The sequence below is a fragment of the Streptomyces parvus genome, assembly GCF_032121415.1.
GTDB classification, from domain to species: domain Bacteria; phylum Actinomycetota; class Actinomycetes; order Streptomycetales; family Streptomycetaceae; genus Streptomyces; species Streptomyces globisporus_A.
In genome coordinates this window covers 6,842,668-6,854,810 of record NZ_CP135079.1, presented here as the reverse complement: position 1 = coordinate 6,854,810, position 12,143 = coordinate 6,842,668, and the positions used below count along the sequence as shown (strand labels likewise).

The following is a 12,143-nucleotide window of genomic DNA, read 5'->3' as shown; positions in this document are numbered from 1 at the left end:
TTATGCTGGGCGCATGGACCAGGACACCGTCGAAGCCACGGCCAGACCGTCTGCCAGGGACCGACTGCTGGACGCAGCCGACGAGCTCTTCTCCCGGGACGGCATCGCCCGCACCAGCGTCGACCAGGTACTGCACCACGCCCACGTCGCTCCCGGCACGCTCTACGCGCACTTCGGGGGAAAGGACGGCCTGATCGCGGCCGCGCTGCAACGGCGCCTGGACCGCTGGGAACAGATATGGCAGGAAGCGGTGGACGCCGCGCCCACACCCGCCGAGAAGCTCCTGGCCCTGTTCGACGCCGTCTCCGCCTACCGGGACCGGTACACCCCGGGCCGCGGGTGCGCCTTCCTCGCGACCAGCACGGAACTGCCCGACCTCGACCACCCCGCCCGCAGCGTGATCGAGGCGGAGTCCACGCTCCTCCTCACGCGCCTGAACCGGCTGGCGGAAACCGTCACCCCCGAAGCCCCCGCCGCCTTGGCGGGCAACGTACTGCTCGTGTACGACGGAGCCATGGCCGGCCTCCAACGAGGGCGGACACCCGACCCCCTCGGCCACGGCAAGAAGCTGGCGAGACGCCTGATCCGGAACACCATCTGATCAACCCCCGCCCTGGGCCCCGGCTCCGAGGCCGCCCGAAGAGCTCTCGCCGCCCCGGTCTTCTCCACGCAGGAGCGCTTGTGCGGTGGCTCTGTCCGGCAGCCCTTCGGTGTCGCCGGCCCGGGCCACCACTCCGGCGGCGATGCGCGCGCCGAGAAGCGCTGCCGCAGGGGCAGAGGTTCCGGACAGCCGAGCCGTCAGGTAGGCGCCGAGGAAGGCGTCGCCGGCCCCCACGGTGTCGACGACACGCGTGGGGTGGGCGGGGATGTGCCGGAGGCCGTCGTCCCAGAGCCAGCAGCCGCGTTCGCCTCCCTTGAGCACGGTCTCGGCCACCCCGGCGTCACGAGCTGCGGCGAGCACGGCCTCGGGGTCGGTGGCACCGAGGAGAGGACCGGACTCGTCGTCACCGAGGACCAGGAGATCCACGTGCGGCAGGAGGAGTGTCATCGTCTCCACGGCGTCCTCGGTGCCGAGCGAAGGGCGCAGGTTGGCGTCGAGCACGACGGACGTGCCCGCTGCGCCCGCTTGCCTTACCAGGCGGTGCAGCAGCCGGCGCGGTCCGTCGCCGAGTGACGCCGTCAGTCCGGACACCACCAGGGCGCGCGGTGCGTGGGGCGCGGCGAGGAGGTCTGCGCGGTCCTCGTCCAGAGCCGAGGCGGCTGATCCGGCGCGGTAGTACATCACCCGCCGCTCTCCGCTCTGCGGTGTTTCCCGGAGGAACAGGCCGGTCGGTCGCCCGGGATCGACATGGATGAGGTTCTCGGCCACGCCGAGGTCGCGGACGGCGCGCAGTACGCGCCGTCCTGGGGCGTCGTCCCCCACGGCGGAGAGGAACGCGGCGCTGCCGCCGAACCTGGCTACGGTGGCGCAGACGTTGAGTTCGGCGCCGGCGACGGCGACGGACAGGGTGCGGGCTGTTTCCAGGGGGGCAGGGGGCGGTGCCTGGAGCAGGAGCATGGCCTCGCCGACGCCCACGACGTCCAGGTGCTCTCCCGGCGGCGCGGCGGGGGGCGGCCAGTTCATCGGGGTTCCTTTCCGCTTCGGTCACGGGCGGTGCCGCTGTGCCAGGCGCCCACCAGGTCGGCCGCCCTGGTGCGCAGGGCTTCCCAGTCGCGGTCTCTGACCGCGGTGTCGGAGACCAGCGAGGAGCCCACGCCCACGGCGTGGCAGCCGAGGGCGGCATAGGCGAGGGCGGAGGCGGCGTCGATCCCCCCGGTGGGTACCAGCGGGACGTCGGGAAGGGGGGCCTGGACGGCCTTCACGTACGCCGGTCCGCCGAGGGCGTCGACGGGGAACACCTTGACCGCTGCCGCGCCGTGCTGCCAGGCGGTGTCGATCTCGGTGGGTGTGAGGGCCCCGCAGAGGACGGGCACGCGGGCCTCTGCGGCCACACCGAGGACAGCCGGGGAGGTGGTGGGCGTGACGAGGAACTGTGCACCGGCGGCCACCGCGCGGCGGGCGTCGTCGGGGGTGCGTACGGTGCCGGCGCCGATCAGTGCGGAGGGGCCGAGGTCCCGCCAGCGGGTGATGGCCGCTTCGGCTCCGGGGGTGGTGAGGGTGACTTCCAGTGCGGATGTGCGGGCCTCCAGCAGGGCGGCGAGGAGGTCGTCGGGCGGCGGTGTGCTGAGGCGCACGATCGCGACGATGCCGTGCGGGGTCGGGTGGAGGTGGTCGCGCACGATGGTCATCCCTTCACCGATCCGGTGGTCATGCCCTTGGCGAGGAAGGGCTCCAGGAGGAGGAAGAGCAGGATCATCGGCACCATGGAGATCAGGCCGACCGCCATCAAGCCGGACCAGTCGACGCTGAACTCTCCGATGAACGAGGCGATGCCGACGGTGACGGTCCAGCCGTCCGGGTTGCCCATGAGGGTGCGGGCGAAGAGGAAGTCGCCCCAGGTGAGGATGGACGCGTAGGTGAACGTCGCGGCGATGCCGGGCTTGAGCAGCGGCACGATGACGCGCCACAGCGCGCCGGCCCGTCCGCATCCGTCGATCATGGCTGCCTGTTCGATCTCCACGGGGACGGCGTCGACGAAGCCTTTCATCAGCCAGGTGGTGAACGGCACGGTGGCCGCGGTGTTGACCAGGGTGACCGACCACAGGTTGTTCACCATGCCGAAGGTGGCGAAGAGGACGAAGACCGGGATGATCAAGAGGGTGCCTGGCAGCATCCGGCTGAACAGCAGGGTGAAGCCCATGGCCTGCTGCCCGCGGGTGCGGAAGCGGGAGAGGCTGTAGCCGCCGAGGGTGCTGACCACGGTGGACAGGACCGCCGCGCCGACGGTGGTGAGGGTGGAGTTCCAGAGCCAGTCGAGGACGGGCAGGTCGCGCAGGGCGGAGGTGTAGGCGCTGATCGAGGTGGCGTCGGAGGGCGGGATCAGCGGTGGTTCGGTGACCAGCAGCCGTTCCGACGGGACGATCGACGTCATGATCATCCAGTAGACAGGGAACATCAGGACCGAGGTGACCGCGATCGCCAGGGCCAGCAGCGACCAACGGCGGGGGCGGCTGAGAGTGGTGGACATGGGTGCTCCTGTGGTGAGGACCGGCTCAGCTGAACTCGCGGCGCACGGATCGTCCCGCGAATTTCAGCAGCAGGCCGCAGATGGCCATGGTCACGATGCCGAGCGCGGCCGCGGTGCCCATCTCGAAGTACTGGAAAGCTTCGTTGTAGATCCGGATGGCGAGGGTCTGGGTCGCTTCGTTGGGCCCGCCGCCGGTGAGCGGGTAGATGAAGTCGAACTCCCTGAAGACCCCGATCCCGGTGATCACGATGGCCAGCGAGGACGCGGCCCTGACGGCGGGCCAGGTGACGTGGAGGAACTGCTGGAGAGGAGAGGCCCCGTCCATCCGGGCGGCTTCGTAGAGCTCACCCGGCACGGACTGGAGCTGCGCCAGCAGGACGAGGGTGAAGAAGGGGTAGTACTTCCAGACCGTGGGGAGGATCACCGCGATCAGGGCGGTGTCGGGATCGGCCAGCCAGGCGACGTTGTCCTCGATCAGCCCGACCGTGCGCAGCAGATGGTTCACGACACCGTAGGACGCGTCGAGCATCCAGCTGAACGCCGCGCTCACCACCACGCCAGGCACCGCCCAGGGCAGCAGGACGAGCGGACGGATGATCCGGCGGCCGGGGAACGCCTTGTTCAGCAGGATGGCCAGGCCCAGGCCGAGGGCGAAGGCGGGCACCACGACGCCGACGGTGTAGACCACCGAGCGCAGCACGTCGCTGAGGAGTCCCGGTGCGGTCAGGACGTCGCGGTAGTTGTCGAGCGTGAGGGGGTTGCGTTCCAGGTTGAGCAGGTCGGCGATCTGGCCGCCGCGCAGGCTGAGGTCGATCGCCACATAGAGGGGGTAGGCCATCAGCAGGCCGACCACCGCGAGGGTCGGGGAGAGGGTCAGGTAGGCGAAGAGGCTGCGGCGGCGGTGCTCCCTCACGAGTCCGGCCGGAGGCCGGGCGGGGTCGGGGGACGCGGAAGAGGGTGCGGCCGGGTGCCTCTCCCGGGCTTTCGGCTGATGGATGCTCATGAGGACTCCAGGGCCTGGTCGAGTTGGCGCTGCAGATGCGCGGCAATGCCGGCGGTCGACTCGCCCGTCGTGATCAGGGAGGTGGCTGCTGCGGACACGATGTCGCTGATGCGGCCGAACCGTTCACGGTGCGTCTGGTCCCCGGGGAAGATCGACACGGCCTCGTCCGCGAGATTCTGGAAGAGCTCCAGTTCGGGGGTGCGCGCGACGGCGCGGGCGGTCAGCGAACCCCGCCGGGGGGCCGGGTTGACGGTCAGCTCGACGTAGCGGCGCTGCCAGGTTGGTGTGGTGGCGAGCTCGATGAAGTCCCACACGGCCTGGGTCCTGCGGGCGTCGAGGCCGGCGGGAATGTGGATGCTGTTGGATACGCCGCCGGGGACACGCCGGAAAGGCGCCCGGGCGACGGAGAGGGCGGGCCGGACACGGGTGGAGGCGCCGGCGAGCTCGTTGAGGAAGAAGGGGCCGTCCAGGAGCATGGCGATCTTCCCGGTGAGGAAGAGCTCGTTGCGCTGCTGGGGCTGAATGCCCCGCGGTGCCTGGGCCAGGGCGCGCCGGTACTGGTCGAGACCGGCGACCGCGGCGTCGCTGTCGGCGCTGAACGTGCCGTCGTCCCTCGACAGCGCTCCCCCGCCGCCGACCACGAAGGCTGCCAGCTCCGTGTAGTTGTCGGGGCTCGGGGCGGTCGTCGCGCCGAAGCCGTAGACCCCTTTTCCGGTGATCGCTTCGGCGGTCGTGATCATCTCTTCCACCGTGGTCGGCACGCGGGCGCCGACGGACCGCAGAAGGGCCTCGTTGTAGTAGAGGCAGTAGCCGTAGCCGAGCAGCAGGACGCCGTAGTCCTTGCCGTCGAGCGCCATCTCCTCCTGGAGCGGTGTCCAGGTGCCCGCGACGTCGGTGCCCCGCAGTCGGGATTCCAACGGGGTCAGCCAGCCACGGCCGGCGAACTCGGCGGCGTTGCGGGCGGGGAGGTGCAGGATGTCGGGGCGGTCGTTGGCGGCGAACCGGATCGTGATCTGGTCGACGTAACTGTCGAAGGGCAGCCCGTAGAAGTCCACGTCGATGTCGGGCCTCTGCTTGCGGAACGCGGCGATGAGCTCCTTCCACCAGAGCGAGAAGGTGCTGTCCCCCGCCTGCCAGGAGGGGAACTCCAGTACCGTCCGGCCGTTCGCCGTCCTCTCTTCCTGGCCGCAGCCGACGAGAGCCGAGCCTGCCGCGACGGCCAGGCCCAGCGACAGCGCCTGCCGCCGGGTGACACGTGTTGGTCGTGGTTGCGGCGTGTTCTCGTACCGGGGCCCCATCAGACGGTCCCGGTGGTCGAACGGGGTGTCGCCGGAGCCGACCGGTGGGGGTGCACGGCGGGGCCGGTGTAGCCGAGCGCCGTGCTGATCTCGTCGGCCGTCTCGATGACCCGTCCGGCGAGTTCGTTCTCCCGGGTGCGCAGGTCGATCGCCGAGAGCGAGCCGGAGATGGAGATGGCTGCGACGACCTGCCCGCCCGCGTCCCGGACGGGCGCCGCGACGCAGGCGCGTCCCAGGGCCAGTTCCTCGACTTCTGTCGCGTATCCGCGTCCGGCCGTGCGGTCGACCTCGGTGTCCAGAGCGTCGTGCGAATCGATGGTGTGTGCGGTGAAGGCCGGGAGTTCGGGCAGGAGTTCGCGCCGTTCCTCGGGGGTGGTGCCCACGAGAAGGCACTTGCCCATGCCGGTGGCGTGCAGCGCGTTGCGCTGCCCGGCCAGCGTCATCGACTTCGGCGCGATCGCTCCCTCGTAGTTGGCGAGGTAGAACACGGTGCCCCGATGGAGGATCGACACGTTCACACCGAGTCCCAGCACCGCCGCCGCCTCCTGAGCGTGCGGGCGGGACGCCCGGTAGACGGGGTGCTGGTTGAGCGCGGACCCGGCGATGGTGATCAGCCCGGTGCCCAGACGGTAGAGACCGGAATCCTCCCGCTCCACGAACTCGAGCGCTTCGAGCGTCGCCAGCATGCGGGACGTCGTCGACTGGCCGAGCCCCGACCGTGCTGCGACGTCGGCGACGCGGAGCAACTGCCCGTCGTGGAAGGCCGCGAGAACGGCGGCCGCCCGCTCAACGCTCTGATTGATGCCTGCGCCCTGCTCAGCGCCCATATCTGCTTCCTCGCATCCATCGCACTTGCTTTACATGACGGATACTGCATTAACATATCCAGCTAACGCAAGGCTGCAACCGCAGAATGGATCTGATCATGCAGATTGCCTCGGTCGAGACGTTCACCCTCAAGATCCGCCACACCGACGCCTACCTCGGCGTCCTGCCCGACGGCAGCGATGTCCCGGCGGGATACCAGGTCCGCGCGCCCTGGCGCAGCCTGTACTCCCCCCGGTTCGAGACGCTGCTCGTCAAGGTCGTGGCGGAGGACGGCACCGCGGGGTGGGGCGAAGCGCTCGCACCGGTCGCGCCGGAGGTGCCCGCACGCATCGTCGACCTGCTCCTGGCTCCGGCGCTCACGGGGCAGGACGCTCTCGCGCCGCGCCCCGCCTGGTCCCGGCTCCGCAACCTGATGCGTGAGCGCGGTCACCTCGTCGGCCACCAGGCGGATGCGCTGGCCGCCGTGGACACCGCACTGTGGGACCTGGCCGGACGTCTGCGCGGTGCGCCCGTGGCCGCCCTGCTCGGCGGAGCGTTCCGGGACCGGCTCCCCACCTACGTCTCCGGGCTCCCGCGTCCCACTGACCCCGAACGCGCCGAACTGGCCGCCGACTGGCAGGCCAGGGGCGCACGCGCGGTGAAGCTGCACCTCGGGCACGGGGTGGCAGCCGACCTGGCCACCGTGGACGCCGTCCGCGCCGCCGCCCCCTCCCTCAGGATCGCCGTCGACGCGCACTGGGCCTACGCACCCGCCGAGGCGCGCGGGCTCGCCGCGGGCCTGGCCGACCGGGACTGCTGGTTCCTGGAGGCTCCGCTCGCCCCCGAGGACGAGGACGGCCACCGTCGGCTCGCCGAGCGCTCCGCCCTGCCCCTCGCCGTGGGCGAAACCCTCCGCAACCGCTACGAGTTCGCGCGGTGGCTGCGCGGGAACGCCCTGGAGATCGCGCAGCCCGACGTGGCGCGCACCGGCATCACCGAGGCCATGGCGATCGCCGAGCTCAGCTCCGCCCACCACGTCCCGGTGGCACCGCACCACTCCGTCGGCCTCGGGGTCGCGCTCGCCGCCGGGCTGCATGTCAGCGCCGCCGTGGAGGACCTGCTCGTCTTCGAGTACCAACCCACCTCGACCGACGTCGGCAGCCGGATCCTGCGCTCTCCGCTGACTGTCCTGCCCGACCACTTCCCCCTTCCCGAAGGCCCCGGACTCGGTATCGACGTCGACGAAGAGGCCGTACGCCACCTGGCAGAAAAGGACTGATCACCCCATGCCCCTCGTCCACGGGCTCGCGCCGATCCTGGCGACCCCCTTCCACTCCGACGGCTCCCTCGACCTCCCCTCCCTGCGTCGCGTGGTCGAGTTCAACCTCGTCAGCGGCGTCGACGGGCTGGCCGTCTCCGGCATGGCCAGCGAGACGTTCGCGCTGACCGCCGACGAACGCGCGCGCGTCCTGCGCGAGGTCGTCGACGTCGTGGCCGGCGCGGTTCCGGTCGTAGCCGGCGTCAATGCCACCTCCACCGTCACCGCCGTGGAACAGGCGCGCGCCGCGGCCGCCGAAGGCGCCGCCGCCCTCATGGTCCTCCCGCCGTACATGGTGAAGCCCACCCCCGCGCAGGTCATCGACTTCTACGGCGAGGTCGCGGCCGCCACGGACTGCGAAGTCATGGTCCAGGACGCCCCGGGCGTCACCGGCGTACCCCTGACCCCTGCCACCATCGTCGAACTCAGCCGGATCCCCGGAGTGACGTCCGTGAAGGTCGAGGCTCCCCCGACCCCCGCCAAGACCACTGCCGTGCACGAGGCGCTGGGCGACGGAGACTTCACGATCCTCGGGGGACTGAACGCACAGTTCTGCCTCGACGAGTACGCCCGCGGCGCCCGCGGCACCATGCCCGCCTGCGAGTTCCCCGATCTGCTGCGACCCGTTCTCGACGCATGGTCGGCTGGCCGCAGGCGGGAGGCAAGGGAAGGCTTCGCCCACCTCCTCCCCCTGGTGACCCACGGCTTGCAGCAGGGCTGGGCGTGGGCCGTCCACAAGGAAGTGCTGTGGGCCCGCGGCCTGATCACCGACACCGCTGTCCGCTCCCCCGCCCGCTCCCTCGACACCCCGACGCGCGACGCCCTGTACGAAGTCCTCGCCCCGCTCGGCATCACGGCCCCGTAGGACCGGCGCGGAGAGGGAAAGGGCCGGGCACGCAAGGTCATCACCAACGGCCGGGCCTGTGCGCCGTCCCCCCCTCCCGTGAGGTGGAGTCGGAGAACGGCCGTGAGCGGAGGGCTCCGGGACGTCGGCCCGGGCCTCGGGGCACAGGCCCCGGGGTCCGTGCCCCGCCCTCCGGCCGGCCGGCCGCGCACGCCGCCGCCCCTGACCGGAGCCAAGCCGTCCCGTTCAATCGTGCGTTTTCCCTTGACGGAACATACCGAGGCGGCCAAGGGTGGCCCTCAACGCCTTTGACAACGTTGTCCGTCGCGGCTTCACCGGACGGCTGCTTCCCTCAGCCGTCCGACAACCGCCGCGAGCACCCCAGAGGAGAACCACCGTGGGCCCGACCTCCTTTCCCCTCGGCCGCCGCCGAATGCTCCAGATCCTCGGCGCGTCCGGAGCCGTGGCCGCGCTGCCGCTGAGCGCGGGCTCGCCCTCGGCGGCCGCGTCTCCGCTCCCAGGGGCGGGCGCGAGCGGCGCCGAGGACGACGTCGCCGCCACGTACTACCGGGTCCTGTTGCGACACACCCGCTGGTCCGAGACGCAGTGGGACGAGGCCCGGGGCATCTACACCGACAAGTTCTTCGGCTTCGCGGTGGTCCTCGGCCACGCCGTGCTGCTGACACGGGGCAGCTACGACGCCGATCTCGCGGGGGTGGACCGGGACACGCTCAAGCGGCGGACTCTGGCGACGCTGCGGCACTTCGCCGCCTCCAACCGGCTGACCGGCGGCACGCAGTGGGGCCGCACCCTCTTCTTCGACACCACGTTCCAGTCGTACTTCGTGCTCGCCGCCCGGCTGCTCTGGGACGAGCTGGACGAGCGGACCCGCTCCCTGGTGGACACCATCGTCCGGGAGCAGGCGGCGTACACCCACGCCCTGGGCACCGGCGACGACCCGGCCTCCGGGTCCTGGACGCCGAACGGGCTCACGGGCGGGCACGTCGGCGACACCAAGCTGGAGGAGATGGGCATCTACGCCCAGGCACTGGCGCCCGCACTGGCCTGGGCCCCGGACGACCGCCGCCGGCCCGAGTGGGCGGCCGACTACGGCGCCTGGTCGCGCAACGAAGCCGGGCTGCCGGAGGCCGACCTCGCCAACCCGGCCCGCGTGGACGGCGTGCCGGTGGCCCGTAACACCGCCCGGAACGTCTACGACACGTTCATCGTCGAGAACCACGGCTCCTTCGGCCCGCACTACCAGGCGGAGCTGTGGCGGACCTCGGGACGCAACGCGGCGCACTTCCTGGCCGCCGGGGAGCCCCTGCCCGAGGTGCTGACCCGGCAGCCGAACGCCGGGCCGCTGTGGCGGACCCTGCTCGGCGTGATGTCGGACGCGGGTGAGCCGCTGATGCCGATGGTCAACGACCGCGAGCACCTCTACGGCCGGGATGTCATCCCGCTGGCGTTCCTGTCCCGGGTGATGGGCGACCGCGCGGCTGCCCGCGCGGAAGTGGAACTGGCGGCACGGCTGGAGGCGTACCAGGCGTATCCGCCGGAGCACCGGCTGGCGAAGTTCTCCGGCGAGCCGAAGTACGAGCCGGAGGCCCGCGCCGAGCTGGCCATCAGCTACCTGCTGCACGTGTGGCCCGGGGCGGGCCGGCCCGCCGTGCCGCTGTCGCAGGGGGAGCTGTTCGCGTACGCCTCCGGAGTGACGGACTTCGGGGAGGGGCCCGGCCTGGTATCGCACCAGTCCCCCGCCGCCTGGGCCGGTGCGGTGTCCAAGCCCAAGCTCGTGAAGTTCGCGTGGCAGCCGGGCCACGACGACTGGTTGTTCCGGATCAGCGGCGCTACGCCGATGTTCCTGCCTTCTACGGCCGTGGAGGTCACCGGTCGCTCGGTGCGCACGCACACCCGGCTGCGCGACGGCTTCGACGGGAGCGCGACGCTGCTGCGGCTGAAGGACGGCTTCGCGGGCTTCACCACGCTGCCCACCGGCGCGGTGGTCCACGCCGCCGACGGCCCGGCCACCGTGGGCGGCCGGCTGGAGGTGCACAACCTCACCATGCCCGGCGTGGCGGGCCTGGAGGGCAAGCGGACGTACCGCTTCGCCGAGGGGTCGGCCACGGTCGCGTCCCGGGACTCCTCCGGTGGCTCGACGGGCCGCGTCGACGAGCTGTCGTTCGACCGTACGGCGGTCCGTCACCTGCGGGTCCAGGGCGTGACGCCCGATCCGGCCTACGGCTACTCGCTTTTCGCCGTGGAGGCGCGGGACGGGGCCGACGGGCCCGACCTCGCGCGCGGCGGCCGGGCCACCGCGTCCTCGTCCGCGCCGGGCAGGGGGCCGGAGCTGGCCGTGGACGGAAACGGCACGACCCGCTGGGCGGTGTCCACCGCCGACCGGCCGCGCCCCGACAGCTGGCTCGCCGTGGACCTCGGGGAGTCCCGCGCCCTGGACCGGGTCACCCTGCGCTGGGAGAGCGCGGCGGGCCGGAGCTACCTGGTGCAGGGCTCGGACGACGGCGAGCGGTGGACGGACCTGGCGAGCGGCCCCGTCCCGGCGCTGCGCAGCACCGGTGGTTGGCTGGACGTGGACGGCCGTGCGGGCCTGCTGGTACGCGGCGGACACGGTCCGCTGGCGGTGTACGGGGACACGATCGTCCTGGCGGAGGGCGGCGGGACGGGCCCGCTGCTCGTGGAGGGCCACTGCGGGGTGTCCGTCGCTGGCCTGCGCGAACTCGCCCGCCGGCCGGTGCCCACGGCCGGGGACGAGAAGGTGCGGGCGGCGGTGACGGACGGTCACCTGAGCCTGTTCAACCTGTCGGACCGGGCGGTGCGCACCCCGGTCGCCCTGGTGCAGGAGGGCCGCCACCGGGAGGTCTACGAGGGCGAGCAGGTGGTGACCCGGGACGGGCTGCGGTACGAGGCGCGGCTGGAGGCGGCTTCGGCGCTGCTGCTGCCGCCCCGGTTCACGCTGGTCCCGCTGTCGGGCCCGTCGCTGCCGACCGGGCTGCGGGTGGAGGTCGTGGACGCCGCCACGGTGCGCCTGACCGGGCCGGTCTGCCGGGTGCGGGTCGAGGCGCAGGAGCACAGCACGGTCGCGGCGGTGCGGCCGGGCGGGGGTACGGAGGTCACCGTGCGCGGGGCACAGGCGTATCCGACGACGGACCTCGCCCTGGGCCGGGCCGTCTTCCCGAACGCGCCGCTGCCGACGGGGATGTCGGATCCGTCGGCGGCCGTCGACGGCGACCCGGACACGGTATGGCGGCCGGGACGCGACGGCCGCCTGGTCGTGGACCTCGGGGCGCGGCGCGCGGTGGGCCGGGTGGAGGCGGAGTGGTCGGCCGGGCGGACACCGGGCCTGTCGGTGGAATTCAGCGACGACGGGATCCGCTACCGCCGGGCGGGGGCGCTCACCGGTCATGGCCGGGTGCGGAGTCTGCGGGCCACGGGCTCCCCGCGCTATGTGGCGCTGCGGGTGTCGGGCACCCCGGAGGGACGCAGTGGTCTCGTGCGGCTGTCGGTCCGCTGACGGACGGGCCCGTACGCCGACCGCGCGATCGTGAACGACGCCTTCAACTGCCTGACCACGGGTGGGAACTGCGGCGAGTTCAAGCCCGAGGAGACCTACCCGGGGCTGCGCGGCGCAGTGACCTGGTCCACCGACTGGGGGCGAACGGCGACAACTGGGTCAACAGCCTGGCGCCGCACATCCACGAACTCCCGTAGCCCGTCCCCGCACTCT

At 72.1% G+C, this 12,143-nt stretch carries 10 protein-coding genes; 4 read left to right on the top strand and 6 right to left on the bottom strand.

Features of this window, described 5'->3' with window-relative positions:
- The first annotated feature begins 13 nt into the window (after positions 1 to 13).
- Positions 14 to 601, top strand: coding sequence for a TetR/AcrR family transcriptional regulator (locus RNL97_RS31770; protein ID WP_243316108.1), 588 nt, complete (start codon positions 14 to 16; stop codon positions 599 to 601).
- On the opposite strand, the gene RNL97_RS31765 is transcribed toward RNL97_RS31770, so the two are convergent.
- The 6 genes from RNL97_RS31765 to RNL97_RS31740 are packed head-to-tail and all read right to left on the bottom strand — an operon-like array spanning position 602 to position 6,256.
- Positions 602 to 1,624, bottom strand: coding sequence for a sugar kinase (locus RNL97_RS31765; RefSeq protein WP_243316105.1), 1,023 nt, complete (start codon positions 1,622 to 1,624; stop codon positions 602 to 604).
- Complete coding sequence (locus RNL97_RS31760; protein ID WP_313751519.1) at positions 1,621 to 2,289, bottom strand: bifunctional 4-hydroxy-2-oxoglutarate aldolase/2-dehydro-3-deoxy-phosphogluconate aldolase; 669 nt, start codon at positions 2,287 to 2,289, stop codon at positions 1,621 to 1,623. The genes RNL97_RS31765 and RNL97_RS31760 overlap by 4 nt, the downstream gene beginning before the upstream one ends.
- Positions 2,286 to 3,128 (bottom strand): carbohydrate ABC transporter permease, encoded by an 843-nt coding sequence (locus RNL97_RS31755; RefSeq protein ID WP_313751518.1) that lies wholly within the window; start codon positions 3,126 to 3,128, stop codon positions 2,286 to 2,288. Before RNL97_RS31755 ends, RNL97_RS31760 begins: the two co-directional genes overlap by 4 nt.
- A 25-nt stretch (positions 3,129 to 3,153) precedes the next feature.
- Entirely contained in the window at positions 3,154 to 4,131 is a 978-nt protein-coding gene (locus RNL97_RS31750) for a carbohydrate ABC transporter permease (protein ID WP_050500110.1), read from the bottom strand.
- Positions 4,128 to 5,429, bottom strand: a complete 1,302-nt coding sequence (locus RNL97_RS31745) for an ABC transporter substrate-binding protein (protein WP_030586091.1) — start codon at positions 5,427 to 5,429, stop codon at positions 4,128 to 4,130. The genes RNL97_RS31750 and RNL97_RS31745 overlap by 4 nt, the downstream gene beginning before the upstream one ends.
- On the bottom strand, positions 5,429 to 6,256 hold the full coding sequence (locus RNL97_RS31740) for an IclR family transcriptional regulator (protein ID WP_313751516.1): 828 nt from the start codon (positions 6,254 to 6,256) through the stop codon (positions 5,429 to 5,431). The genes RNL97_RS31745 and RNL97_RS31740 overlap by 1 nt, the downstream gene beginning before the upstream one ends.
- Before the next feature lie 98 nt (positions 6,257 to 6,354).
- Between RNL97_RS31740 and RNL97_RS31735 the strand changes: the two genes are divergently transcribed.
- From RNL97_RS31735 to RNL97_RS31725, 3 genes are all read left to right on the top strand, one after another.
- Positions 6,355 to 7,515 carry a mandelate racemase/muconate lactonizing enzyme family protein gene (locus RNL97_RS31735; RefSeq protein WP_030586093.1) on the top strand — a complete coding sequence of 387 codons (1,161 nt, stop codon included), beginning with the start codon at positions 6,355 to 6,357 and terminating at the stop codon, positions 7,513 to 7,515.
- 7 nt (positions 7,516 to 7,522) lie between these two features.
- On the top strand, positions 7,523 to 8,419 hold the full coding sequence (locus tag RNL97_RS31730; protein WP_030586094.1) for a dihydrodipicolinate synthase family protein: 897 nt from the start codon (positions 7,523 to 7,525) through the stop codon (positions 8,417 to 8,419).
- Positions 8,420 to 8,795: 376 nt separating this feature from the next.
- A complete protein-coding gene (locus RNL97_RS31725; protein WP_243316093.1) occupies positions 8,796 to 11,930 on the top strand; it encodes a discoidin domain-containing protein in 3,135 nt (1,044 codons plus the stop codon).
- Positions 11,931 to 12,143 lie beyond the last annotated feature (213 nt).

What these genes read in the sequence shown, in the direction of transcription:
- RNL97_RS31750 (WP_050500110.1), bottom strand. Translation starts at nt 4,131, where the DNA reads ATGAGCATCCATCAGCCGAAAGCCCGGGAGAGGCACCCGGCCGCACCC.
- RNL97_RS31745 (WP_030586091.1), bottom strand. Translation starts at nt 5,429, where the DNA reads ATGGGGCCCCGGTACGAGAACACGCCGCAACCACGACCAACACGTGTC.
- RNL97_RS31740 (WP_313751516.1), bottom strand. Translation starts at nt 6,256, where the DNA reads ATGGGCGCTGAGCAGGGCGCAGGCATCAATCAGAGCGTTGAGCGGGCG.
- RNL97_RS31730 (WP_030586094.1), top strand. Translation starts at nt 7,523, where the DNA reads ATGCCCCTCGTCCACGGGCTCGCGCCGATCCTGGCGACCCCCTTCCAC.
- RNL97_RS31755 (WP_313751518.1), bottom strand. Translation starts at nt 3,128, where the DNA reads ATGTCCACCACTCTCAGCCGCCCCCGCCGTTGGTCGCTGCTGGCCCTG.
- RNL97_RS31735 (WP_030586093.1), top strand. Translation starts at nt 6,355, where the DNA reads ATGCAGATTGCCTCGGTCGAGACGTTCACCCTCAAGATCCGCCACACC.
- RNL97_RS31760 (WP_313751519.1), bottom strand. Translation starts at nt 2,289, where the DNA reads ATGACCATCGTGCGCGACCACCTCCACCCGACCCCGCACGGCATCGTC.
- RNL97_RS31765 (WP_243316105.1), bottom strand. Translation starts at nt 1,624, where the DNA reads ATGAACTGGCCGCCCCCCGCCGCGCCGCCGGGAGAGCACCTGGACGTC.
- RNL97_RS31770 (WP_243316108.1), top strand. Translation starts at nt 14, where the DNA reads ATGGACCAGGACACCGTCGAAGCCACGGCCAGACCGTCTGCCAGGGAC.